Origin of the sequence: Microbacterium proteolyticum, from assembly GCF_030818075.1 — a bacterium.
Lineage (GTDB): Bacteria > Actinomycetota > Actinomycetes > Actinomycetales > Microbacteriaceae > Microbacterium > Microbacterium proteolyticum_A.
Genome location: NZ_JAUSZZ010000001.1, coordinates 1,670,794 through 1,695,422 on the forward strand (window position 1 = coordinate 1,670,794; position 24,629 = coordinate 1,695,422).

General features: G+C 71.4%; 19 protein-coding genes and 1 pseudogene. 14 read left to right on the plus strand and 6 right to left on the minus strand.

Features of this window, described 5'->3' with window-relative positions:
- Positions 1-72: 72 nt before the first annotated feature.
- Complete coding sequence (locus QE392_RS07730; RefSeq protein ID WP_307450327.1) at positions 73-1,077, plus strand: pyridoxal-phosphate dependent enzyme; 1,005 nt, start codon at positions 73-75, stop codon at positions 1,075-1,077.
- Positions 1,074-2,234 carry a cystathionine gamma-synthase gene (locus QE392_RS07735; RefSeq protein WP_307450329.1) on the plus strand — a complete coding sequence of 387 codons (1,161 nt, stop codon included), beginning with the start codon at positions 1,074-1,076 and terminating at the stop codon, positions 2,232-2,234. Before QE392_RS07730 ends, QE392_RS07735 begins: the two co-directional genes overlap by 4 nt.
- Before the next feature lie 32 nt (positions 2,235-2,266).
- On the opposite strand, the gene QE392_RS07740 is transcribed toward QE392_RS07735, so the two are convergent.
- The gene (locus QE392_RS07740; protein WP_307450331.1) at positions 2,267-2,902 is read right to left on the minus strand and encodes an NADPH-dependent F420 reductase; all 636 of its coding nucleotides are present in this window, start codon (positions 2,900-2,902) and stop codon (positions 2,267-2,269) included.
- Positions 2,903-3,267: 365 nt separating this feature from the next.
- Between QE392_RS07740 and QE392_RS07745 the strand changes: the two genes are divergently transcribed.
- The 4 genes from QE392_RS07745 (at position 3,268) to QE392_RS07760 (ending at position 6,233) form a co-directional block, all read left to right on the plus strand.
- Positions 3,268-4,065 carry a sulfite exporter TauE/SafE family protein gene (locus tag QE392_RS07745; protein WP_307450333.1) on the plus strand — a complete coding sequence of 266 codons (798 nt, stop codon included), beginning with the start codon at positions 3,268-3,270 and terminating at the stop codon, positions 4,063-4,065.
- A 181-nt stretch (positions 4,066-4,246) separates the two neighbouring features.
- Positions 4,247-4,696: a MaoC family dehydratase N-terminal domain-containing protein gene (locus QE392_RS07750; RefSeq protein ID WP_307450335.1), complete on the plus strand. Its 450-nt coding sequence runs from the start codon at positions 4,247-4,249 to the stop codon at positions 4,694-4,696.
- Positions 4,693-5,097, plus strand: coding sequence for a MaoC/PaaZ C-terminal domain-containing protein (locus tag QE392_RS07755; RefSeq protein ID WP_307450337.1), 405 nt, complete (start codon positions 4,693-4,695; stop codon positions 5,095-5,097). Before QE392_RS07750 ends, QE392_RS07755 begins: the two co-directional genes overlap by 4 nt.
- Positions 5,097-6,233, plus strand: coding sequence for a UDP-N-acetylmuramate dehydrogenase (locus tag QE392_RS07760; protein ID WP_307450339.1), 1,137 nt, complete (start codon positions 5,097-5,099; stop codon positions 6,231-6,233). The genes QE392_RS07755 and QE392_RS07760 overlap by 1 nt, the downstream gene beginning before the upstream one ends.
- A gap of 74 nt (positions 6,234-6,307) precedes the next feature.
- Here QE392_RS07760 and QE392_RS07765 read toward each other — a convergent pair whose 3' ends face one another.
- The 4 genes and pseudogenes from QE392_RS07765 to aceA all read right to left on the minus strand — a co-directional run bounded on the left by QE392_RS07765 (position 6,308) and on the right by aceA (position 12,055).
- Positions 6,308-7,201: an endonuclease domain-containing protein gene (locus QE392_RS07765; protein WP_307450341.1), complete on the minus strand. Its 894-nt coding sequence runs from the start codon at positions 7,199-7,201 to the stop codon at positions 6,308-6,310.
- A gap of 181 nt (positions 7,202-7,382) precedes the next feature.
- On the minus strand, positions 7,383-8,582 hold the full coding sequence (locus QE392_RS07770) for a pyridoxal phosphate-dependent aminotransferase (RefSeq protein ID WP_307450343.1): 1,200 nt from the start codon (positions 8,580-8,582) through the stop codon (positions 7,383-7,385).
- 361 nt (positions 8,583-8,943) lie between these two features.
- Positions 8,944-10,621, minus strand: a pseudogene (gene aceB / locus QE392_RS07775) (malate synthase A).
- Between the two features lie 135 nt (positions 10,622-10,756).
- Positions 10,757-12,055 carry an isocitrate lyase gene (aceA, locus tag QE392_RS07780; RefSeq protein ID WP_307450345.1) on the minus strand — a complete coding sequence of 433 codons (1,299 nt, stop codon included), beginning with the start codon at positions 12,053-12,055 and terminating at the stop codon, positions 10,757-10,759.
- A 128-nt stretch (positions 12,056-12,183) separates the two neighbouring features.
- Between aceA and QE392_RS07785 the strand changes: the two genes are divergently transcribed.
- From QE392_RS07785 to QE392_RS07815, 7 genes are all read left to right on the plus strand, one after another.
- Positions 12,184-13,659, plus strand: a complete 1,476-nt coding sequence (locus QE392_RS07785) for a helix-turn-helix domain-containing protein (protein WP_307450348.1) — start codon at positions 12,184-12,186, stop codon at positions 13,657-13,659.
- 157 nt (positions 13,660-13,816) lie between these two features.
- On the plus strand, positions 13,817-15,157 hold the full coding sequence (locus QE392_RS07790; RefSeq protein ID WP_307450350.1) for a purine-cytosine permease family protein: 1,341 nt from the start codon (positions 13,817-13,819) through the stop codon (positions 15,155-15,157).
- Between the two features lie 32 nt (positions 15,158-15,189).
- Positions 15,190-16,743: a hydantoinase/oxoprolinase family protein gene (locus QE392_RS07795; RefSeq protein ID WP_307450352.1), complete on the plus strand. Its 1,554-nt coding sequence runs from the start codon at positions 15,190-15,192 to the stop codon at positions 16,741-16,743.
- Positions 16,740-17,828, plus strand: coding sequence for a DUF917 domain-containing protein (locus QE392_RS07800; protein WP_307450354.1), 1,089 nt, complete (start codon positions 16,740-16,742; stop codon positions 17,826-17,828). The genes QE392_RS07795 and QE392_RS07800 overlap by 4 nt, the downstream gene beginning before the upstream one ends.
- Positions 17,825-18,952: a DUF917 domain-containing protein gene (locus QE392_RS07805; protein ID WP_307450357.1), complete on the plus strand. Its 1,128-nt coding sequence runs from the start codon at positions 17,825-17,827 to the stop codon at positions 18,950-18,952. Before QE392_RS07800 ends, QE392_RS07805 begins: the two co-directional genes overlap by 4 nt.
- 2 nt (positions 18,953-18,954) lie before the next feature.
- Positions 18,955-19,962 carry an S-methyl thiohydantoin desulfurase domain-containing protein gene (locus tag QE392_RS07810; protein ID WP_307450361.1) on the plus strand — a complete coding sequence of 336 codons (1,008 nt, stop codon included), beginning with the start codon at positions 18,955-18,957 and terminating at the stop codon, positions 19,960-19,962.
- A 43-nt stretch (positions 19,963-20,005) separates the two neighbouring features.
- Positions 20,006-21,514 carry a PucR family transcriptional regulator gene (locus QE392_RS07815; protein ID WP_307450363.1) on the plus strand — a complete coding sequence of 503 codons (1,509 nt, stop codon included), beginning with the start codon at positions 20,006-20,008 and terminating at the stop codon, positions 21,512-21,514.
- 124 nt (positions 21,515-21,638) lie between these two features.
- Here the strand turns inward: QE392_RS07815 and QE392_RS07820 are convergent, their stop codons facing one another.
- The gene (locus QE392_RS07820) at positions 21,639-23,174 is read right to left on the minus strand and encodes a PucR family transcriptional regulator (protein ID WP_307450365.1); all 1,536 of its coding nucleotides are present in this window, start codon (positions 23,172-23,174) and stop codon (positions 21,639-21,641) included.
- Positions 23,175-23,266: 92 nt separating this feature from the next.
- Here QE392_RS07820 and gabT point away from each other — a divergent pair, with 92 nt between their 5' ends.
- Positions 23,267-24,616, plus strand: coding sequence for a 4-aminobutyrate--2-oxoglutarate transaminase (gene gabT, locus QE392_RS07825; RefSeq protein WP_307450367.1), 1,350 nt, complete (start codon positions 23,267-23,269; stop codon positions 24,614-24,616).
- The last annotated feature ends 13 nt before the right edge of the window (positions 24,617-24,629 follow it).

Sequence of the window (24,629 nt, forward strand, 5' to 3'; positions counted from 1 at the left end):
AACGCCTCTCCGCGTTCTCTTCGACGACCCCGTCAGCCGCGCCCTCGGGCGCATTCACCCCAGGACTCCACCGTGCGTTACGCCCAGAGCGTGGCCGACCTCGTCGGCAATACCCCCCTCGTCCGTCTGACCCGCGTGACCGACGGCATCGCCGCCACCGTGCTCGCGAAGATCGAATATTTCAACCCCGGCGGCTCGGCGAAAGACCGCATCGCGGCCAACATCGTGGACGCCGCCGAGCGTGACGGCCTGCTCCGCCCCGGCGGTGTCATCGTCGAGCCCACGAGCGGCAACACCGGAGTGGGTCTGGCGCTCGTCGCCCAGCAGCGCGGGTATCGATGCGTCTTCGTCGTCCCCGACAAGGTCGCGGAGGACAAGCGCGCGGTGCTGCGGGCATACGGTGCCGAGGTCGTGGTGACCCCCACGAACGTCGAGCCCGACGACCCGAACTCGTACTACAGCGTGTCCGACCGGCTCGTGCGGGAGATCCCCGGAGCGTTCAAGCCGAACCAGTACGCCAACCCCAACGGTCCGCGCAGCCACTACGAGACCACCGGTCCCGAGGTGTGGCGCGACACCGAGGGACGCCTCACGCACTTCGTCGCGGGCGTCGGCACGGGCGGCACGATCACCGGCACCGGCCGGTACCTGCGCGAAGTCGCGGGGGACGCGGTGCGCATCGTCGGCGCCGACCCGGTCGGGTCGATCTACTCCGGCGACGACATCCACGGCTACGACGTCGAGGGCGTCGGCGAGGACTTCTGGCCGCCGGCCTTCGATCCCTCGCTCGTCGACGGGTACGAGCGCGTCTCGGATGCCGAGTCGTTCGCGATGACGCGCCGCCTCGCCCGCGAGGAAGGTCTCCTCGTCGGCGGTTCCAGCGGCATGGCCGTCGTCGCGGCTCTCCGCGTCGCCCGCGACCTGCCCGCGGACGCGGTGGTCGTCGTCGTGCTGCCCGACCACGGCCGCGGCTATCTCAGCAAGATCTTCGACGACGACTGGATGACCGAGCGCGGCTACGACGTTGCACCCGTGGCATCCGTCATCCCCCCGAACCCCCAGGAGCACTCCGCATGAGCACCCACGACGCCGCACGCGGCTTCGACAGCCTCGCCGTACACGCAGGTCAAGCGCCCGACGAGACCACCGGAGCGGTCATCCCGCCCATCCACGTCTCGACCACCTACGCGCAGGACGGCATCGGCGGCCTGCGGAACGGCTACGAGTACGGCCGCAGCGGCAACCCGACCCGCACGGCGCTGGAGACGCAGATCGCCGCGCTGGAGGGGGGCGTGCGCGCGCTGTCGTTCTCGTCCGGTCTCGCCGGCGAGGACGCGCTGCTGCGTGCAGCCCTCGTGCCGGGCGACGAGGTGCTGCTCGGCAACGACGTCTACGGCGGCACCTACCGTCTGCTCGCCCGCGTGCTCGGCCCGTGGGGCGTGAAGCTGCGCGTGGTCGACATGAGCGACCTGGATGCCGTGACCGCGGCCATCGAGCAGCGCGCGCCGAAGATGGTGTGGGTCGAGACGCCCAGCAACCCGATGCTCCGCATCACCGACATCGCCGGTCTCGCCCGCCTGGGACACGCCGCCGGGGCGATCGTGGTCGTCGACAACACCTTCGCGTCGCCGGCCCTGCAGCGTCCGATCGCGCTCGGCGCCGACGTCGTCGTGCACTCGGCGACCAAGTACCTGGGTGGCCACAGCGACGTCGTGGGCGGGGCGCTCGCCTTCGCCGACGCCGACCTCGCCGAGAAGACGCAGTTCCTGCAGTTCGCGGCGGGTGCCGTGTCGGGTCCGTTCGACGCGTACCTGACAACGCGCGGCATCAAGACCCTCGGCATCCGCATGGAGCGTCACAGCTCGAACGCGCAGGCCGTCGCCGAGCACCTCGCCGGTCACGGTCGAGTGGCGAAGGTCTATTACCCGGGTCTCGCCGCGCACCCCGGACACGAGCTGGCGGCGCGACAGATGAGCGGCTTCGGCGGCATCGTGTCGCTCGAGCTCGCCGACGCCGCCGCCGCCCGCCGCTTCGCGGAGTCGACGCGCCTGTTCACCCTGGCGGAATCGCTCGGCGGGGTGGAGTCGCTCGTGAACTACCCGGATGCCATGACCCACGCATCCGTCCGCGGCACGGAACTCGCGGTGCCCGACACGATCGTGCGCCTGTCGGTCGGCATCGAATCGGTGGACGATCTGGTCGCCGACGTCGACGAGGCGCTCGCCGCGCTCTGACCGTCCGACCCCTCACGCGCGGCAGCGGCGGTTCAGCGCTCGGCGCGGGCGAGGTTCTGCGTCAGCTCGTCGGCGTTCTGTCGCACCACGTATGCGGGCTGATCGCGCTCGACGCGCCAGCTCTCGCTGAGCGGCCCGATGTTGACGGTGTCGTAGCCGAACTCGTCGTAGATGCGGGTCACCAGGGCGACGGCGTCGTCGGAGTCGCTGGAGGTCGCGAGCGCCCGGCGGTTCGGCGTTCCCGCGGGGGAGCCGTCGGTCAGGATGTCGGCGGCCATGATGTGGTTGAAGGCCTTCACCACGTGCGACGCGGGCAGGTGCTCCTGGAGCATCTGCGAGGTCGTCGTCTTCTTCTCGTCGAGGTCGACGATGTGTCCGTCGCGCTCGAAGTAGTAGTTGTTCGTGTCGAGCACGACCTTCCCCTCGAGCGGAGCGACGGGGATCGCGTCGATCGCCTTCAGCGGCACGGTGACCACGACGATGTCACCGGCTGCGGCGGCATCCTGTGCCGAGGCCGCTCGCGCCTTGTCGCCGATCGAGGCGACGAGATCGGTGAGGGTCTCCGGACCTCGCGAGTTGGCGATCACGACGTCGTAGCCGTTCTGAGTGAAGCCCTTCGCGAGCGCCGTGCCGATGTGTCCTGCTCCGATGATTCCTACAGTCGTCATGACCGACCCCAACGGCACGGGCGGGGAGGTCATTCCCCCGCTTGAGAAATCAGCGACACAAATAATTAGCAGATCGAGGTATAGCAGTCAACCGGTGTGCTCGCGACCAGGCGGGGTTTTATCGTCTTCTTGTCGCACCCTCACGCGAGTGGTCGCAGGCCGGTGTTCGGGTCACCGTCCCGCTTGACCTGTGAGGGCGACGGCCCCCGGTGGACGCGGCTTCGGACCACCGGGGGCCGCTTCTTTATCCGCTGTCGTCGCGAGGTCGAGCGCAGGGGGTCCATCGCCGGTCCGTGCCCAGTGGGAGACTTGGTCGTCGGCGACGTCTCGATCGCCGTGAACGTCTTGCGAAGGATCCCGCGCCCGTGACCAGCGAAACCCGTCAAGTCCGCTCCGTCCGCTTCTACTCCGTCTGCATCGGCGTGGGCCTGTTGGCCGGGCTCCTGTCCGGACTCTTCGGCGTCGGCGGGGGTACCGTCATCGTCCCGCTCCTGGTGCTGCTGCTCGGCTTCAACCAGCGGCTGGCGGCGGGTACGTCGCTGGCCGCGATCGTGCCCACGGCATCCGTCGGCGTGATCTCGTACGCGGTGCACGGGTCGGTCGCCTGGATCCCGGCGCTCATCCTCGCCGCGGGCGCCGTCATCGGTGCGCAGATCGGCACCTGGCTGCTGCCGAAGCTCTCGCAGACGGCTCTGCGCTGGTCGTTCGTGGCGTTCCTCGCCGTGGTCATCGTGAGTCTGTACTTCGTCATCCCGTCGCGCGACGCCGACCTCGTCCTGACGTGGATCACCGGTCCGCTGCTCGGCGTGCTGGGCGTGATCACCGGCATCCTCGCCGGCCTCCTCGGCGTCGGCGGCGGCATCATCGTGGTCCCCGCGCTCATGCTGCTGTTCGGCACGAGCGACCTGGTCGCCAAGGGGACGTCGCTGCTCATGATGATCCCGGCCGCCGTGTCGGGGACCGTGGGCAACCTGCGCCGCTCCAACGTCGACCTGCGGGCGGCCGCGTGCGTCGGCCTCGCCGCGTGCACCACGACCGCGCTGGGAGCGTTCATCGCCACGCTGGTCGACCCGCTCGTGGGCAACATCCTCTTCTCGGTGTTCCTCGCCTTCATCGCCGTGCAGATGGGCATCAAGGCGGTGCGGGGCCGCCACCAGCGCTGAGGCGGTTTCGGGGCCGTGCGAGGTCGGCCCAGCGCCGAGGGTCTCGCGGCTGCGCCGGTCGCCACGAGCGCTGAGGCGGTGTCAGCGCCCTGCGAGATCGCCCGGGCTCCGAGGCTCGCGTGGCCTTGCTGGTCGCCGCCGGCGCTGAGGCGGTGTCGGTGGCCGTCGGTAGACTGACGCGGTGCCCGTGAATCCTGATCTGGTCGGTCGTGCCTTCCCGCCGACCGCGCCGTACCTCGTCGGCCGCGAGAAGGTGCGCGAGTTCGCCCGCGCGGTGTTCGCCGACGCCCCGCAGCATTCCGATCCCGAGGCCGCCCGCGCGCTCGGCTACGCCGACGTGGTGGCCCCGCCGACGTTCGCGATGGTCGTGCAAGACCTGACGCTCCAGCAGCTGCTCGGCGACCCCGACTCCGGCATCGAGCTGTCTCGTCTCGTGCATGCGGAGCAGCGCTTCCGCTACACCCGGCCGATCGTCGCGGGCGACGAGCTCGTCGCGACGCTGTCGGTCACCGGCATCCGTTCGATGGGCGGGGGAACGATGATCACGAGCGAAGCGGAGATCGTGGATGCCGACGGCGCCCACGTCGTGACCACGACGAGCGTTCTGCTCGCGGGGGAGGCCGGCGCATGATCGCATTCACCGTGGGCGACGTGATCGCCGAGCGTTCGGTCCACCTCACACGCGAGTCGCTGGTGCGCTACGCCGGCGCCTCGGGCGACTTCAACCCCATCCACTACCGCGATGACGTCGCGACAGCCGTGGGCCTGCCCGGCGTTCTCGCACACGGGATGCTGACGATGGGCATCGCCGTGGGCACCCTCGCCGAGGCGCTGGGCGACACAGGTCGCATCGCCGAGTACGGCGTACGGTTCACCCGCCCGGTCGTCGTTGACCCCGAGACCGGGGCCGACCTGCACGTGAGCGCCAAGGTGGGCGCGGTCGACGATGAGACCGCGCGCATCGACCTCACCGTCACGTTCGCCGGGACCACCGTGCTCGGCAAGGCGCAGGTGCGGGTGCGGCTGGCCTGATGCCCGACGTCGACCCGATCCCGCTGTCGCAGCTCACCACGCTCCGCACCGGTGGGGTGCCCGCCCATCTGGTCGACGCGCACTCCGCCGAGGAGCTCGTCGAGGCGCTCCGGTCCGTCTGGGCCGACGGCGACTCGTGGTTCGTGCTCGGCGGCGGTTCGAACCTCTTCGTCGGCGACGAGCCCTTCGACGGCACCGTCATCCGCGTGCGGTCGACCGGTATCGAGGAACTGCCGGGCTCAGATCCCGATCACGTGCGGCTGCGGGTCCAGGCCGGCCACGACTGGGACGCCCTCGTCGCCGAGACGGTCGAGCGCGGCCTTGCGGGAATCGAGGCCATGTCGGGCATCCCCGGCACGGTCGGGGCGGCACCCGTGCAGAACATCGGCGCGTACGGCCAGGAGATCGTGCAGACGCTGGTCGAGGTGGAGCTGATCGACGAAGCGACCGGCGACGTGTCGGTCGTCTCCGCGGCCGAGCTCGGTCTGGGCTTCCGCACCTCCGTGCTCAAGCAGCACTACGGCTCGGTGCCCCAGCGTTCCGCCGTCATCCTGTCGGTCACGCTCGAACTCGAGCGCGTCGGCCACGGCGAGCGTCCCATAGCCGGAGAACAGCTGCGCGGGGCCCTCGGGGTCGCTGCCGGCGAGAGCGTCTCCCTCCGGTGGATCCGCGATCACGTGCTCGCGACCCGTGCCCGCAAGGGCATGGTGCTCGACGCCGAAGACCCCGACACCTGGAGCGCCGGTTCCTTCTTCCAGAACGCCATCGTGTCGGAGGCATTCGCCCGCACCCTCCCGGCCGCGTGCCCGAAGTGGCCGATGGCGCCGGAGCTCGACCCCGTGACGGTGATCCCGCTCGCCGCGTTCGACGGCATCCTCCCGCCCCCGCCCGTCGAGCGGCGTGAGGTGAAGGTGAGCGCCGCCTGGCTCATCGAGAACGCCGGGCTCTCGCGCGGCTTCCGCTTCCCGCGTTCGCGCGCCGGTCTGTCGACGAAGCACACGCTGGCGCTGACGAACCGCGGCGAGGCCACCGCCGCCGAGATCGCCCAGCTCGCCCGCTTCGTGCAGAGCCGCGTCGCCGCCGAGTTCGGCCTCATCCTGCAGCCCGAGCCCGTCCTGGTCGGCGTAGAGCTCTAGCCCCGGCGTTCTCCGCGCGTGAGTCGCCAGAATGTGTCGCCGCGCCGGGGGCTGCGGCGACACACCTTGGCGACTCACGCGGGTGTGTGCGCCAGTAACCGGCGGATGCGGGCGAGCAGGGCAGGCAGGTCATCGAAGTCGCGAGCCGTCACCACGGTCATGCGGTAGCCGAGCGACTCCAGCTCCGCCCGACGCGATTGATCTCGGCTCCACTGCTGCGGATCGCGATGGTGGTCGCCGTCGTACTCGATCACGAGGCGGTGCTCGCGATAGAGCATGTCGACACGAGCGACGAATCGCGCCCCGTCGAAGATCTCGACGTTGCTCTCCGGGACGGGGAGCCCGGCCTGCACCAGCAACACGCGGAGCTCGGACTCTCTCGGCGATTCAGAGCGTCCATCGGCGAAGTCCACCGCGAGTCGACGGTTCTTCGATCCGCGGCCACCCAGGAATCTGAGGTGCATCCGCTCGAGATCCTCGCGACTGGCGAGTGGGTCACGCCGCGAGAGCAGACGGTCGGAGATCGCTGTCAGCTGTCCCACCCCGAGGAACTCGGCCAGCTCGGCCCACGTCCGCAGCGGGGAGGTGCACCGGATGCCGTCGACGTCGAGGACGTCGTGCGGTGCGACGCTCAGCATGCGCCCCGTCGTGTGCGGGCGCCGGATGCGATTGCAACCCGTCGGCACGCCGATGAACGGCTCCTCCCACGCGCGGGAGCGGAGGGGACCGGGCAGGGGAAACCCGTGCAGGATGGCCGCCGTGGGCCCGCAGAAGAAGGCGTGCGCAGGCAGCGCGCGCTGCAAAGCTGCGAGCCGTTGCAGCGCCGTTGCGCTCTGCTCGACGCGGACACCGGCGTGGGGCGTCGCCCACCGCGCCGATCTCATCGTGCTGCGCGTCAGACCGTACGCGACGCCCTCGGTGACGGTGAAGGCCGCGTCGGGTCCGACGGGGCGTGACGGAGGCGGCATCCGCCGATCCTCGCCGTTCCCGCGTCAGCGCGTCGAGATCTCTCCACAAGTTCGCGCTGCGCCCGCGCGAGTCGCCAAGAATGGTCGCTTCGCGGGAGCTAGGAGCGACATATCTTGGCGACTCACGCCTCGGCATGCGGGGCGCGGGGCGCGGCGCGGGGCGCGGGGCGCGGGGCGCGGGTCAGGAGAACAGGCGCTGGAGGCGCTGCACACCCTCGAGGAGCTGGTCGTCGCCGAGGGCGTACGACAGGCGCAGGTAGCCGCTGGGCCCGAAGGCCTCGCCCGGGACGACCGCGACCTCGGCCTTCTCGAGGATGAGGTCGGCGAGCTCGAGCGAGGTGGTGGGCGTGACGCCCTCCCACGTCCGGTTCAGCAGGCCCTGCACGTCGGGGTAGACGTAGAACGCGCCGAGCGGGTTGGGCACCTCGACGCCGTCGATCTTCGACAGCTCCGACACGATGAGCTTCCGCCGTCGGTCGAAGGCGAGGCGGAACTGCTCGGCCTCGTCCTGCGGGCCGGTGAGCGCGGCAGCGGCCGCCCGCTGGGCGACGTTGTTGACGTTGCTCGACAGGTGCGACTGCAGGTTGCCGGCGAGCTTCATGGCATCCGCCGGTCCCACCATCCAGCCCACGCGCCAACCGGTCATCGCGTAGGTCTTGGCGACGCCGTTGACGAGGATGGTCTGCTCGGCGAGCTCGGGCACGGCCTCGACGATGGAGACGGCGCGCACGCCCTCGTAGGTGAGGTTCTGGTAGATCTCATCGGTGATCACCCAGATGCCGTGCTCGAGCGCCCAGCGACCGATTTCGGCGGTCTCTTCGGCGGTGTAGACCGAGCCGGTGGGGTTGGACGGCGACACGAAGACGAGCACGGTCGTCTTGTCGGTGCGGGCCGCCTCGAGCTGGGCGACGGTGACCTTGTAGTCCTGGTCGGCCCCGGCGAACACCTCGACCGGCGTGCCGTCGGCCAGCGCGATGGCCTCGGGGTAGGTCGTCCAGTACGGAGCGGGCAGCAGCACCTCGTCACCGGGGTTCACCACGGTCTGGAACGCCTGATAAACGGACTGCTTTCCGCCGTTGGTCACGATGACCTGCGAGGGCGCCACCTCGAGGCCGGAGTCGCGCAGCGTCTTGGCGGCGATCGCCTCGCGCAGCACCGGGAGGCCGGCGGCGGGCGTGTAGCGGTAGTTCTTCGGGTCCTGCAGCGCCTCGGCGGCGGCATCCACGATGAACGAGGGCGTGGCGAAATCCGGCTCACCCGCGGCGTACGAGATCACCGGGCGGCCGGCGGCCTGCAGGGCCTTCGCCTTGGCGTCGACCTTCAGGGTCGCGGACTCGGCGATGGCGGAGAGCTTGCGGGAGAGCGGGGCGCGGGAAGTCACGGCTTCGAGCCTACTGTTTCGGCCGCGTTGCGCCGAGACCAGACCACCGAACTCAGCCACGGCAGGAACGGGGGCGTGAGCATCAGGATGCCGAGCCCCCGCATCACAAGAGAGACCACCCTCGGACCTCGTCGGCGCACGGCCAGGACGGTCCCGACGACCGCGCGTACCGCGACCCTCCGGCGCACCGAGCGCGGCGAAGAGCCGAGGCCGTCGTGGCCCCGGCCCTCCGGCATCCCGCCGCGCACCGAGTGCGGCGAAGGCCCGGGACCGTCGTGGCCCCAGCCCCGGAATCCCGCCGCGCGCCGAGCGCGGCGAAGGGCCGAGGCCGTCGTGGCCCCGGCCCTCCGGCATCCCGCCGTCAGTCGAGGTACTTCGCGTACGCAGGCAGCGTCAGGAAGGCGGGGAACTCCGGCCGCAGCGCCACCTCGCGGAAGATCTCGGCGGCGTCGTCGAAGCGGTCGCCGTCGAAGCGGCCAGCCTCGGCGAGCACGTCCTCCACGATTCCCTCGACGTACGTGCGGGTGATGGCGTCGCCCTCGGCGGTCTCGCGGTCCTGGTGGATCCACTGCCAGATCTGCGAGCGCGAGATCTCGGCGGTCGCGGCATCCTCCATCAGGTCGTCGATCGCGACGGCGCCCAGGGCCCCGCAGCCACGCCTCGAGGTAGCGGATCGCCACCGACACGTTGCCGCGCACGCCCGCCGTGGTCACGGGCAGACCGATCCGCAGATCCAGCAGGTCGGCGGGGTCGACCGACACGTCCTCGCGGAGGCGTCCGAGCTGGTTCGGCTCGTCGCCGAGCACTGCGTCGAACTCGGCGCGGGCCACCGGGATGAGATCGGGGTGCGCGACCCAGGTGCCGTCGAAGCCGTCGCCGGCCTCGCGGCGCTTGTCGGCGGCGACCTTCTCGAACGCCGCCGTCGTCACCTCCGGCTTGCGGCGGTTGGGGATGAACGCGCTCATCCCGCCGATCGCGTACGCGCCCCGCTTGTGGCAGGTGTGCACGAGCAGCTCGGTGTAGGCGCGCATGAACGGCACCGTCATCGTGACCTCGCTGCGATCCGGCAGCACGAACCGCGCCCCGCGGCCACGGTAGGTCTTGATGATGGAGAAGATGTAGTCCCACCGTCCGGCGTTCAAGCCCGCGCAGTGGTCGCGGAGGGCGAAGAGGATCTCCTCCATCTCGAACGCCGCCGGCAGCGTCTCGATCAGCACGGTGGCCCGGATCGTGCCGTGGGCCAGGCCCAGCCGCTCCTCGGTGAAGGTGAAGACGTCGTCCCACAGCCGCGCCTCCTCGGCCGACTCGATCTTGGCGAGGTAGAAGTACGGACCCGCCCCCGCCGCGATCAGCGCGTGCGCGTTGTGGAACACGTACAGCCCGTAGTCGACGAGCGATCCGGATGCCGGCAGCTCACGGCCGGAGCGATCGATGAACGTCACATGCTTCTCGGGCAGGTGCCAGCCGCGCGGGCGCATCACGATCGTGGGCGTGCGCTCGGCGGTCACCTCGTAACGCTTGCCCTCGGCGTTCGTGAACGACAGCTGCCCGCGGATCGCGTCGAACAGCGACAGTTGCCCGCCGATGACGTTGCGCCAGGTCGGGCTCGTGGCATCCTCCTGGTCGGCCAACCACACCCGCGCGCCGGAGTTCAGCGCGTTGATGGTCATCTTGGGGTCGGTGGGGCCGGTGATCTCGACGCGGCGGTCTTCCAGCCCCGGGCCGGCGCCGGCCACGCGCCACGACGGGTCGTCGCGGATGTGCGCGGTGTCGGCACGGAAGTGCGGGTCGTCGCCCGTGCCGATCTCGAAGCGGCGGCGCTCGCGGGCCGCGAGGCGGTCGTGGCGGCGCCGCGCGAAGCGGTCGTGCAGCTCGGTGAGGAATGCGATCGCCGCGGGCGTGAGGATGTCGGCATCCCGGCCCTCCAGCGGACGTTCGAGACGCAGGTGAGGGACGGATGCCGCGGGCTGCGGTGTCGCGGTCTGCGGCGTCGCGCCGGCAGGTGTCGTGGTGGTCGGGGGAGTGGTGATGAGGGTCATGGTCATGTCTTTCTGCGTCGTCGGCGCCCCACGCCGCCTCCCGAGATGTCGAGTGTCCAGAACACGCCGTATGACATGAGGCCGATACGGCGTGTCTTGGACACTCAACGGAAGGGGGGCGAGGGGCGCGGGGGGTCAGTGGAACTGGGCGGTCTCGGTGGAGCCGGCGAGGGCGAGGGTGGCGCTGTCGGGGTTGAGCGCGGTGGAGACGACGTCGAAGTAGCCGGTGCCCGCCTCGCGCTGGTGGCGCGTGGCGGTGTACCCGTTGGCTTCGGCGGCGAACTCGGCCTCCTGCAGCTCGACGTACGCGCTCATGGCGCGTTCGGCGTAGCCGCGGGCGAGGTCGAACATCGAGTGGTTCACGGCGTGGAAGCCGGCCAGGGTGATGAACTGGAAGGCGTAGCCCAGCGACGCCAGCTCGGCCTGGAACGTCGCGATCTGCGCATCGTCGAGGTGGCGCTTCCAGTTGAAGCTCGGCGAGCAGTTGTACGCCAGCTTCTTGCCGGGGTAGCGGGCGTGGATCGCCTCGGCGAAGCGGCGCGCGAGCTCGATGTCGGGCTCGCCGGTCTCCACCCACAGCAGGTCGGCGTAGGGCGCGAAGGCGAGGCCGCGGGCGGTGACGGCGTCCAGTCCCGGGCGCACCCGGTAGAACCCCTCGGTCGTGCGCTCGCCGGTGAGGAATTCGGCATCCCGCTCGTCGACGTCGCTCGTGAGCAGGTCGGCCGCCAGGGCGTCGGTGCGCGCGATGATCACGGTCGGCACTCCGGCGACGTCGGCGGCGAGACGCGCGGCGTTGAGCGTGCGGATGTGCTGCTGGATCGGCACGAGCACCTTGCCGCCGAGGTGGCCGCACTTCTTCTCGCTCGCGAGCTGGTCCTCCCAGTGGATGCCGGCGGCTCCGGCCTGGATGAGCGACTGCGCGAGCTCGTAGGCGTTGAGCGGGCCGCCGAAGCCGGCCTCGGCATCCGCGACGATGGGGGCGAGCCAGTCCTGCGTCACCTCGCCCTCGGCGCGTTCGATCTGGTCCTGCCGCAGCAGGGCGTTGTTGATGCGACGGACCACCGCGGGCACGCTGTTGGCCGGGTACAGGCTCTGGTCGGGGTAGGTCTGCCCCGCGAGGTTGCCGTCGGCGGCGACTTGCCAGCCGCTGAGGTAGATGGCCTTGAGCCCGGCGCGCACCTGCTGCACGGCCTGGCCGCCGGTGTAGGCGCCGAGAGCACGGACGTACTCCTCGGTGTGGATGAGGTTCCAGAGGTTCTCGGCCCCGCGGCGGGCGAGCGTCGCCTCTTCGCGCACGGTGCCGCGCAGGCGGACGACGTCGTCGGCCGAGAACGTGCGCTCGATACCGTCCCAGCGGGGGTCGGCCTCCCACGAGGCGCGGAGCTCGGCGGCGGTCTCGGTCTGGTCGCCGGGGCGCAGGGGGGTGATCGTCATGAGCTTCTCCTTCGGATGCCGGGGCGTCGGTGCCCCGTGACGACCACTGTGGGCGAAGATCAACGCCCTGAAACCGCATCCGCGTTGTGAAGATTGACCGATCTTCTGCGGCTGTGAGACTCTGGCGTATGGACACCGGCGTCTCGATTTCTTCGGCATCCCTTCCGCTCGACGATGAAGAGGTGGACACCCTCACCATCGGCCGACGCATCCGGCAGCTGCGCACCGCCCGCGGGATGACGCTCGACGATCTCGCCGGGGCGGTCGGCCGCGCTCCGAGCCAGATGTCGATGATCGAGAACGGTCGCCGAGAGGCCAAGCTCACCCTCCTCCAGGCGATCGCCCGCGCGCTGGAGTGCAAGCTCGACCAGATCCTGGATGCCGAGCCCCTCGACGCCCGCGCCACCCTCGAGCTGTCGGTCGAGCGGGCGATGCGCGGGCAGACGTTCCAAGCGCTCGGGATCGCGCCGTTCCGGGTCGGCCGGTCGGTGCCCGACGAGGCGCTCGCCGCGATGCTGGCGCTGCAGGCCGAGATCGAGCGCCTGCGGGAGGAACGCTCGGCGACGCCCGAAGAGGCGCGACGCGCCAACGTCGCCCTCCGCCGCCTGATGCGCACGCAGGACAACCACTTCGCCGAGCTCGAGACCGTGGCATCCGAGATGCTCACGGCGATCGATCACCCCGGCGGCCCGCTGACGCAGCGCGGGGCGAGCGACATCGCCGCGCACCTCGGCTTCTCGCTGCACTACGTGCCCGATCTGCCGTCGTCGACGCGGAGCATCGCGGATGCCAAGAACGGTCGGCTGTACCTGTCGACGACGGTCGCGAAGGGCGACCCGCGCGCGGCCGTTTTGCAGGCCCTGTCGAGCCGGATCCTGGGTCATGGCGAGCCGACGAGCTACGACGAGTTCCTGCGTCAGCGCGTGGAGACGAACTACCTCACCGGGGCGCTGCTCATGCCCGAGAAGCACGTGGTCGCGGCCCTGCGCGAGGCGAAGGAGCGGCGGGCGATCAGCATCGAGGACCTCCGCGACGCCTACTCGGTGTCGTACGAGACCGCGGCACACCGCTTCACGAACCTCGCGACCGTGCACCTCGGCATCCCGGTGCACTTCCTGAAGGTGCACGAGTCGGGGACGATCACGAAGGCGTACGAGAACGACGACGTGAACTTCCCCACCGACCGGCTCGGCTCGATCGAGGGGCAGATGTGCTGCCGCCGGTGGACGAGCCGCGTGGTCTTCGACGAGGACGACCTGTTCAACCCGTACTACCAGTACACCGACACCGGCAACGGCACGTACTGGTGCACCGCGCGCGTGGAGCAGTCGAGCGAGGGTGCGCACTCGGTGAGCGTGGGGGTGCGGTTCGACGACACGCGGTGGTTCCGCGGGCGCGACACACCCAACCGCGGGGTGTCGCGGCATTCGGTCGAGACGTGCTGCCGCCGGGCTCCCGCCGACCTCGAGGCCCAGTGGCGCGGGCAGGCGTGGCCGAACGTGCGCACCCCGCGGACGTTGCTGGCGACCCTGCCGACCGGGGCTTTCCCGGGCGTGGACACGACGGAGATGTACGAGTTCTTGCAGGCGCACGCCCCGGGGTGAGTGGAGCCGCGGGCGCGGCGTCGAGCCGGTCGGGCGGCAGTGTGCACCATGCACATTGAGGTCCGCGATCCGGGCGACATGCACATGGGCATCGGGGGATGCCGGCAATAACGTGTGCAGCACCCGCACCGTCCCTCTTCCGCAAAAGGACACTCCTATGGCACGTATGGCACACGCCGACGATTTCGCCCTCAGCCGCGTGACACCCGACGCCCAGAAGCACTGGTTCGGCATCGCCGTGCAGCGCTTCGGTCAGGTCTCGGCCCTGTCGCAGTTCCTCCTCGGCGCCACCCTCGGCTACGCCATGACCTTCGGCGAGGCGTTCCTCGCGCTGCTGCTCGGCTCGATCATCCTCGAAGTCATCATGTGCATCGTCGGCATCATCGGGCAGAAGGAGGGACTGAACACCGCGCTGCTGGCCCGCTGGACCGGCTTCGGCGAAATCGGCGCCTCGCTCGTCGGCCTCGCGATCGGCATCAGCCTCATCGGCTGGTTCGGCATCCAGTCGGCCATCTCGGCCGAGTCGCTCGACTCGCTGCTGCCGGGAGTCATGCCGATGTGGGCGTGGAGCCTGCTGTTCGGCCTCGCCGTCACCGCGATCGTCGCCGTCGGCTTCGTCGGCATGCAGTGGCTCGCCAACGTCACCGTGCCGCTGTTCCTCGTGCTCGTGGGCTGGTCGATCATCACCGAGCTCAGCAACCACTCGATCGGCGACCTGCTCACCTCGCCCGCCCCCGGACCCACCATGAGCGTGTGGCAGGGCACGGCGATCGTCGCCGGCGGCCTCATCGTCGGCGCGATCATCACCGCCGACATGACCCGCTTCAACCGTTCCAAGGCCGACGTCGTCAAGCAGACCGTCGTGGGCGTCTCGCTCGGGGAGTTCGTCATCGGCCTCTCGGGCGTGCTGCTCGCCCACGCCGCGCAGACGGGCAACATCGTCGCGATCGTCACCTCGTCGGTGGGCCTGGTGGGCCTGATCATCGTGATCACCGGCACGCTGAAGATCAACGACTGGAACCTCTACTCCTCGACGCTCGGCCTCGTGAACTTCATCTCCACCGCCTTCGGCAAGAACCTCCACCGCGTCAGCACCACCATCGTGCTCGGCGTCGTCGGCTCGATCCTCGCCGCCGCCGGCATCCTGTCGCAGTTCACCGGGTTCCTCATCATCCTCGGCGTCGTCTTCCCGCCCATCGCCGGCATCATGGTCGCCGAGTACTTCCTCGTGCGCCGCTGGCGCGGCGAGCTCGACGCCTCGCGCGCCGAGGGACGCCTGCCGAGCACCGCCCCGCGCCTGGTCCCCGTGACCCTCGTGGTCTGGCTGGTCTCGGCCCTGGTCGGCTACTTCGTGACCTGGGGCATCCCGGCGATCTCCTCGCTCGTGCTCTCGATCGTGCTGTACACCGTCGCCGGGAAGCTCGGCTGGGTGCGCGGTGTCGGCGAGGCGACGACCGCCCAGGCTCCCGTGCGCGACGCCGTCCCCGTGGCATCCTGACCCACCCTCCCCGAACGAGAAGAGCTCCACCCATGCACATCGGCATCGACGTCGGCGGCACCAACACCGACGCAGTGCTCATGGACGGCAAGGACACCCTCGCCGGCGTGAAGAAGTCCACCAGCCCGGATGTCACCACCGGCATCGTCGACGCGATCGCCGCCCTGCGCGCCGAGCGCGACTTCGCCGGCTCCGACATCGACGCGGTGATGATCGGCACGACCCACTTCATCAACGCGCTCGTGCAGGCCCAGCGGCTCGCACCGACCGCCGCGGTGCGGCTGGGCCTTCCCGCCACGAAGGCCCTGCCTCCGCTCGTGGACTGGCCGGGGGTGCTCACCGAGGCGATCCAGGCGCGCAGCTACTTGGCGCACGGCGGCTACGAGTTCGACGGGCGGCCCATCTCGCCGCTCGACGAAGACGAGCTGCGCGGCATCGCCGACGACATGAAGGCGCACGGCGTGCGCTCGGTGGCGATCTCGTCGGTGTTCTCGCCGGTCAACCACGACCTCGAGGTGCGTGCGGCCGAGATCCTCGGCGACGTGCTGGGACCGGACGTGGCGATCTCGCTCTCGCACGAGATCGGCCGGATCGGCCTGCTCGAGCGCGAGAACGCCACGATCATCAACGCCGCCCTGCGTGAACTCGCCTCCGAGATCGTCGACGGGCTCACCGCCGCGGTGCGCGCGGAGGGAATCGAAGCCCCGATCTTCCTCAGCCAGAACGACGGCACGCTGATGGACGAGGACTACGTGCGCCTCTACCCCGTCGCGACCTTCGCGTCGGGCCCGACCAACTCCATGCGCGGGGCCGCCCTCACCAGCGGCCTGCAGACGTGCGCGGTGGTCGACATCGGCGGCACGACGGCCGACATCGGTCTGCTCAACGCCGGGTTCCCGCGCGAGACGGCGAACGAGGTCAAGGTCGCCGGCATCCGCACCAACTTCCGGATGCCGGATGTGCTGTCGATCGGCATCGGCGGCGGATCGATCGTCGATCTCGACACCGGCGAGGTCGGCCCCGCATCGGTCGGGTACCGCCTGACCGAGGAGGCGCTGGTGTTCGGCGGCTCCACCCTCACCGCGACCGACATCGCCGTGGCGGCCGGGCGCGCGAACGTGGGCGACCCCTCACGCGTCGCGCACCTCGATCCCGCCTTCGTCGAGCGCGTGCTGACGCGCATCGCCGATCGTGTGGCCGAGGCCGTCGACCGGATGCGCACCTCGCCCGAGCCGATCCCGGTGGTCGCCGTCGGCGGTGGCAGCATCCTGCTCCCCGAGGAATTGCCGATGTTCGGTGCCGTGCACCGCCCGCGCAACTACGCCGTGGCCAACGCCATCGGCGCCTCGATCGCGCAGGTGGGCGGCGAGATCGACAAGGTCTACGCGATCGAGGCGGGCCGACGCGACGAGGGCATCGCCGCGATCCGCGCCGAGGCCGTCGACAAGGCGGTCGCCGCGGGCGCACGGCCGTCGTCGGTGTCGATCGTGGACTTCGACGAGGTGCCGATCCCGTACCTTCCGGGCAACGCCACCCGGGTGCGCGTGAAGGCGGTCGGCGACCTCGACATGGGCGTGCGGGCGTGAGCTGGCAGCTCACCCCGTCGCTCGTCGGCGACCTCGCCCGCGGTGCCGCCGTGCTCGGAACCGGGGGCGGGGGAGACCCCTACATCGGCGCGCTGCTGGCTCGCCGGGCGCTCGCCGCGCACGGGCCCGTGACGGTCGTCGGCCTCGACGAACTGCCCGACGACGCCCTCGTGCTCACCGTCGCGATGATGGGCGCCCCGACCGTCATGGTCGAGAAGCTCCCGAGCCTCGACGAGGTCGTCGCCCCCGTGCACGCGCTCGGTGCCTCGCTCGGGCGCCCGGTCACCCACATCGCGTGCGCCGAGGCGGGCGGGGTGAACTCCACCATCCCGATCGCCGCGGCGGCCGCCCTGGGCCTGCCTCTCCTGGATGCCGACGGCATGGGCCGTGCCTTCCCCGAGCTGCAGATGGTGCTGCCGACCCTCTACGGCGTCACCGCCTCGCCTCTCGCTTTCGCCGACGAGAAGGGCAACACCGCGGTGCTGTCGACCATCGACAACACCTGGACCGAGCGCATCGCCCGCGTCGCGTGCGTCGAGATGGGCTGCTCGGTCATGCTCGCCGGCTTCGCCATGTCGGGGGAGACCGCGCGCGAGGCGCTCGTGCCCGCGTCGCTGTCGGCGTGCCTGTCGATCGGACGCGGCATCGTCGAAGCCCGCGAGGCCAAGACCGACCCGGTCGCCGCGGTGATCGAGGCCCTTGGCGGGCGCGAGGTGTTCGCCGGAAAGGTGGTCGACGTCGAGCGGGGGACCACCGCGGGTTTCGCGCGCGGCAACGCCCGTATCGAGGGTCAGGGCGACACGCTCACACTGTCGTTCCAGAACGAGCACCTCATCGCGCGCACGACCGCCGGCATCCTGGTCACCACCCCCGACCTCATCATCGTGGTGGATGCCGAGAGCGCCGAGCCCATCACCACCGAGGGTCTGCGCTACGGCCAGCGCGTCCGCGTGATCGCCGCCCCCAGCGACGAGCGCTGGCACAGCGCGGAGGCCCTCGCCATGGTCGGGCCCGGCTACTTCGGCTACGACCTGCCGTCCCACCGCTTCGACGGCACCATCGAGAACCCGGAGATCGCCGCATGAGCTGGACCCTGACCGCCGCCGACCTGCCCGACCTGGCCCGTGGAGCGACGCTGCTCGGCACCGGCGGAGGCGGCGACCCCTACATCGGACAGAAGCTCGTGGAGCGCGTGCTCGGCGCGGGGAGCATCACGGTGCTCGACCCCGACGAGATCGCCGACGACATGTTCGTCATCCCCACCGCGCAGATGGGTGCGCCGACCGTGATGATCGAGAAGATCCCCGCGGGCACCGAGCCGACGCTGGCGCTGCGCACCCTCGAGAAGCACCTCGGTCGGACCGCCGACGCGACCATGCCGATCGAGTGCGGCGGCATCAATTCGATGATCCCGCTGCTCGTCGCGGCCGAGACGGGGCTTCCCGTGGTGGATGCCGACGGCATGGGTCGCGCGTTCCCGGAACTGTCGATGGAGACCTTCGCCGTCTACGGCGTGCACGGCTCCCCCCTGGCCCTCGCGGGCGAGCGCGGCGAGACGGCCATCATCGACACCGGCGACGACGACCGCCAGATGGAATGGCTCGCCCGCGGCGTCACGATCCGCCTCGGCGGGGTGGCGCACATCGCCGAGTACGCCATGACCGGCGCCGACGTACGGCGCACCGCGATCCCGCGGACGCTGTCGATGGCGCTGGCGCTGGGGCGCGGCATCCGCGAGGCCCGTGAGCAGCACCGTTCGCCGTTCGAGGCGATCGCCGACGTGCTGTCGACGACGCTGTACCCGCACGTGCGGGAGCTGTTCGTCGGCAAGGTCACCGACGTCGAGCGTCGCACCACCGACGGGTTCGCAAAGGGGCGCGCGACCATCTCGGCCCTCGACCCCGCCGATGACGCGACCCTCGAGGTGGCCTTCCAGAACGAGAACCTCACCGCCCGCCGCGACGGGCTACTGGTGGCGATCGTGCCCGACCTCATCTGCATCACCGACATCGAATCGGCCGAGCCCATCACCACCGAGGGACTGCGGTACGGCCAGCGCGTGCGCGTGCTCGGCATCTCGACGCCCGACATCATGCGCACCCCCGGCGCGCTCGCCGCGTTCGGCCCGTCGGCGTTCGGTCTCGCCGACGCCTTCGAGCCGGTGGAGCAGCTGCGGGGCGCGGACGTACGGACGCTCATTACCCTGTGAGCATGAGAACCCTCGGGCCCGAACGCCTGTCGGCGCTGGCCCGAGGGTTCGCGCTGCTCGGTGCGGGCGGCGGTGGCACCACCACTCTGCTCGAGCTCATGGCGGCCGTGTCGCTCGATGGTCCGGTCGTGCTGCACGACGTCGACGACCTCGATCCCTCCACCCCGTGCGTCGCCGTGGGCTTCGCGGGGTCCACCTACCTCCTGGGCGAACGGGTGCCCGGCGATGACGCCTTCGCCCCGCTCCTGACGGCGGCCGAACGATGGACGGGTGTCGCGGCGGCGGCCGTGTGCGCCATGGAGGGGGCGGGTCTGAACGGCCTGACGCCGTTCCTCCTGGCCCGCGGGCACACCCTCGTCGACGCCGACCTGATGGGCCGGGCCCTGCCCGGCGTCGACCAGCTCTCGCTCGTCGTCGATGCCGTGCCCGGGGTCGTGCTCGTCGCCGACACCGGCGGGGGCGTCATGGTGCTGGAGTCGTCGCGGGGCGCCGACGTCGAGAGCCTCGTGCGCGCGAGCGTCATCCGTGCCGGAGGAGCGGGCGCCGTGCTCGTGGCCGGGTTCACCGTCGGCGACCTCGCCGACCACGCGATCCGGGGAACGTTCGCCCGCGCCCTGGCGCTCGGCGACGCCGACGTGTTCGGTGACGACCTCCCCGGGGCGCGAATGCTCGGCGCGGGGAGGGTGAGCGCGGTGGATGCCGTGCCCGACGATCCCTTCGCGAGATCGGTCGAGCTGACCGGCGACGACGGCGCGTTGCTGCGCTTGGTCGCGCGCTCGGAGTTTCTGGCGGTCACTCGCGACGGGCAGACGATCGCCGCATCGCCCGACATCCTCGTCGCGATCGACTCCGTGTCGGGAGACGTGCTGCAGGTCGACGCCGTCACCCTGGCCCGTCATGTGCGGGTGCTGGCGCTCGCGGCGCCGGAATGGTGGACCGATTCCCCTGAACGTCTTTCGCACGTGGTGCCCGGTGCGTACGGGTTGCGCGACCTCGAGGTGGAGCGATGACGGCCCTGCCGGCCTCCGCGCCCCGCGATCGAAGCGGGCCATCGTGACGCCCCTCGAGTTGCGCGCGCTGCTCGCGCACCCCGCGAACGGCCGGGCGCGGGTACTCGTCGAGGCCGTCGGGGTCGACGCCTTCGCCGGGGTGATCGTCGCCGCGCGGGAGGAGATGCTGCCCGCGCGCGGAGACCGGGAGCTCGCCGCGCTGACCGAGCCCCCGCCCTCGGCGCCCTGGCAGCAGGATGCGCTCGTGCGTCGCGTGCGGGACCGCGGCTTCCGCGGCCTCGCCCTGCCCGGGGCCGATGCGCTGGGTGCCGGCAGCCGCGGCCTGGCCGCGCGCCTCGGGCTGACCCTGCTCGCCGTGGACGATCCGATGGCGCTGGCCCGCGCCGCGTGGGAGCTCGTGCAGGGGCGCGACGCCCTGACGCTGGGGTACGTGCGACGCGTCGCGCAGTCCATCGAGTACTCCGCCGCGCACCTGGCCGACCTGCTCCGTCACCTCTCGGCGAGCGTCGGTCACGGCGTGGCCCTCATCGACGCCGAGGGCGTGCTGCTGCAGGCCGGCGGTGAGCTGCCCGAGGCGGTCCGCGCGGCCATCGACTTCGGGCTCTGGCAGGACGCGGTGTCGGTCGCCGAGGGGGCGGCCGCCTCCGTGCGCGTCGACAGCCCGAGCCGCGCCGGGCTGCGTCTGGCCGTGTTCGGCTCCGGGCTGAGCCCCGCGCAGCTGTCGGCCCTGGCGGTGGCCGCCGAGGTGGCGATGCCGGCGGTGGCCGCCCGCATCCTCATCGACGAGGTGGCCGACGTCAGCGATGCCGCCGTGGCATCCGGTCTGCTGCGCGAGTTCCTCGAAGCCCGCGACGCGCGCGACCCCGATGTCGAGCAGCGCATGAGCGAGCGCGGGTGGCGTACGGGCGGGTATCACCTCGCGTTCCGCATCGCCGGGCGCCGTCGACTCGAGACGCTCGAGCTTCTGCGCTTCGTGCGCCGGAACCTGGCCGCGTTGCCCGTCGATTCTCAGGCCGTGACCAGCGGCCGCGGGGTGACCGGCTGGCTGAGCTTCGCCGAGCCGCCGACATCCGCCCGTCTCGACGAGCACGTGGCCGCGGTGCGGGCCCTGCACGATCAGGCGCGGCGTTCGTTCGACGTCGCCACGGGCGTCGGCTCGCTGGACAGCGGAGCGAGCGGGCTGCTGCGCAGCATCGACGGCGCGGTCGACGGCGTGCGCATCGCCACGGGACGCGCCGCGACGGGATGGTTCGTCCGGGTCGACGCCCTCGGCGTCGAACAGGTGCTGCTGTCGTGGGCGGGATCGGACACCTTCGTCCCCGCCGCCGAGTCGCTGCTCGCGCCCCTCGTTTCGCAGGGGCCGGAACTTCTCGAGACGCTGACGGCCTACCTCGACCACGAGTCGGGGGTGTCGGCGACCGCGACCGCCCTGGGGCTGCACCGCAACACCGTGGCGATGCGTATCGCCCGCGCGCAGGAACTGCTCGGCATCGACCTCACCGACACCGACGCACGCCTCGCCCTGCACCTGGCGTGTCGCGCGCTGCGCTGAGGCACGGTCGCCGGATCGTCGAGATGACCCGCTCCGCCCGAGATGACGCGTTCTGCAGCGGAACAACGCGTGATCTCGGGAGGCGAGGGTCATCTCGCGCAGAGGGCGGGGCGGATGGGGGTGCCTACTCCGCGAGCCGTAGAGCGGCCCACAGCTCGGCGCGGGCGGCGAACGACGACAGGTCGCGGTCGATCACCCGCTCGGCCTGCGCGACGCGGGCGCGCACGGTGTGGCGATGGATGCCGAGCGCCTGGGCCGTCGCCTCGTGCGAGCAGTCCTGGGCGAGCCAGGCATCGAGCGTCTCGACCAGTGCGGAGCCCTGCTCCGCGTCGTGGCGCCGCAGCGGGGCCAGGGCGCCGGCCGCGACCGAGCGAGCCGCCTCCGAGTCGAGCGCGGCGATGAGCCCGGCGCGGGCGGTGTCGGCGAAGTCCGCGACGCCCGCCGCCGACGTCCGGTCCCGTGCCGTGCGCGCCTGGGTCAGGGCGCCGGAGAAGCCGTCGTAGCCGGACGGTGTCGAGCAGCCGACGACCGTGTCGAACCGGTCGGCGATCTCGTCGAGCACGTCACGGCCCGTCGACGGGACCACGATCACCAGGCCGTCGTCTCCTCGCCCGAAGAAGAGCTCGCCCCGCCGCTCCTGCGCGCGGCGTTCGAGCCATTCGGTGAGGGCGGTGGAGCGAGCGGATGCCGCGGGGGTCAGCGCCACCACCACAGGAGCGGGCGGCAGGGGGCCGAGCAGGTCGCGGGCGGCCCGGCGGGCGAGGGACGGGTCGTCGCCGGTCAGCGACTGGACGAGCCCGGCGCGGAACGTGCCGATCGCGCGTCCCAGCCCGTCCTGCTGTTCGAGTGCGAGTCCGGCCATCGCCACCACCGCTGTCACCACGCTGCGGGCCTCGTGGTCGAGGTCGTTCGCGGCGACGGCGAGGGCGCCGCGCAGGTGCCCGCCGCGCCCGAGCGTCTGCACGGTGACGGGGGTGTCGCCGACGTGCACCGCGCCGGCGGCGCGCGTTCCTCGCCGCAGCAACGTCGTCACCTCGGCGGAGACCGCCGCCGTCGCGGCCGGGGAGAGAGCCGCCGAGGGGTGGGCGTCGCGGAGGGCACCGGCCGCGTCGAAGAGCCCCACCCAGCAGTCGAGCTGGCGCGACAGCTCGGCGAGCGTCGCCGACAGGCCGTCGGGTCGAAGGGCGGCGAGCGACACGGCGCGCTGGGCCGCGAGCGACCAGCTGCGGCGCGCGTAGGCGTCGGCGGCGATCGCCTCGGCGCCGGCCCGCGCCACCGCGATGAACGGCGTGCGGTACGGCACCTCGAACAGGGGCATCCCGCCCGCGCGGCACGCGTCGGTCAGACCGGAGGGGATGCCGTCGCGCACCACCTCCGTTCCGAAGCCGAGGGCGCGCACGCCGCGCGCGAGCAGGCGCCCGACGTAGGCCTCGTAATCGCCGGGGGCGGCGTCGGCGAACTGTGTGCCGGTGGTCAGCAGCACGAGCCCCTCGCTGAGGAAGGGGGTCGGGTCGGCGAGGTCGCTGGAGTGCACCCACCGCACGGGTCGGTCGATGCTGCCGGGAGCGAGGTCGTCCTCGGCGTTGACGAGGCGCAGGTGCAGGTCGCGCCGGGCGAGCAACGCCCGCAGGCTGGGCGGAGCGACGGTGTCGGCGACCATGCTTCCTCCTGTACGGGACGTATACGGCGGTGCCAGCGACTGTACAGCCAGGAGAGTGCGACCCGCGTCGCGCCATCCGTAGCATCGCCGCCATGAGCCTCGACACCCTCCCCCTCGTCGGCGGTCCCTCGCTCCCGCAGGAGCGCCGCCTCGTCACCGCCATCCCCGGTCCCCGCTCGCAGGAGCTGCTCGAGCGCAAGGCCGCGGCCGTGGCATCCGGCGTCGGCCACACGGTGCCCATCCAGGCGGTCGCCGCGGGCGGCGGGGTCGTCGTCGACGCCGACGGCAACTCGCTCATCGACCTCGGCTCGGGCATCGCGGTCACCAGCGTCGGCAACGCCCACCCCGCCGTGGTCGCCGCCGTGCAGGAGCAGGTCGCGGCCTTCACCCACACCTGCTTCATGATCTCGCCGTACGACTCCTACGTCGCCGTCGCCGAGGCGCTGAACCGTCTCACCCCGGGCGACCACGCCAAGAAGAGCGCGCTGTTCAACTCCGGCGCCGAGGCCGTCGAGAACGCGATCAAGATCGCCCGCAAGTTCACCGGTCGCCAGGCCGTCGTCGCCTTCGACCACGCCTATCACGGCCGCACCAACCTCACGATGGCGCTCACCGCGAAGAACATGCCGTACAAGAGCGGTTTCGGCCCCTTCGCCGGCGAGGTCTACCGCGCGCCCCTGTCGTACCCGTTCCGCGACGGGCTCACCGGCCCCACGGCCGCCGCCACGGCCATCTCGCTGATCGAGAAGCAGGTCGGCGCCGACAACCTCGCCGCCGTCATCATCGAGCCCATCCAGGGCGAGGGCGGGTTCATCGTCCCCGCCGACGGGTTCCTCAATGCGATCGTCGACTGGTGCCGCGACAACGGCGTCGTCTTCATCGCCGACGAGGTGCAGTCCGGCTTCGCCCGCACCGGCGCGATGTTCGCCAGCGAGCACTTCGGCATCGTCCCCGACCTCGTCACCACCGCCAAGGGCATCGCCGCCGGCCTCCCGCTCGCCGCGGTCACGGGCCGGGCGGAGATCATGGATGCCACGCACACGGGTGGCCTGGGGGGAACCTACGGCGGGAACCCGATCGCGTGCGCCGCGGCTCTGGCATCCATCGACGCGTTCGAGAACGAGGGGCTCGTCGAGCGCGCCCGCGCGATCGGCGACCTGCTGAAGGGTCGCCTCCACGAGCTGCAGGCGAACGACCCGCGCATCGGCGACGTCCGCGGCCACGGTGCGATGATCGCCGCGGAGTTCGTCGACCCGGCCACCGGGGCACCGGATGCCGCGCTCACCACGGCGGTCGCCAAGGCCGCCATCGCGGAGGGCGTCATCGTGCTGACCTGCGGCACCTACGGCAACGTCATCCGGTTCCTGCCGCCGCTGTCGATCGGCGACGAGCTGCTGAACGAGGGGCTCGACGTCGTCGCCGCGGCCCTCGCCGCGCATTGACACCGGGCCTCCG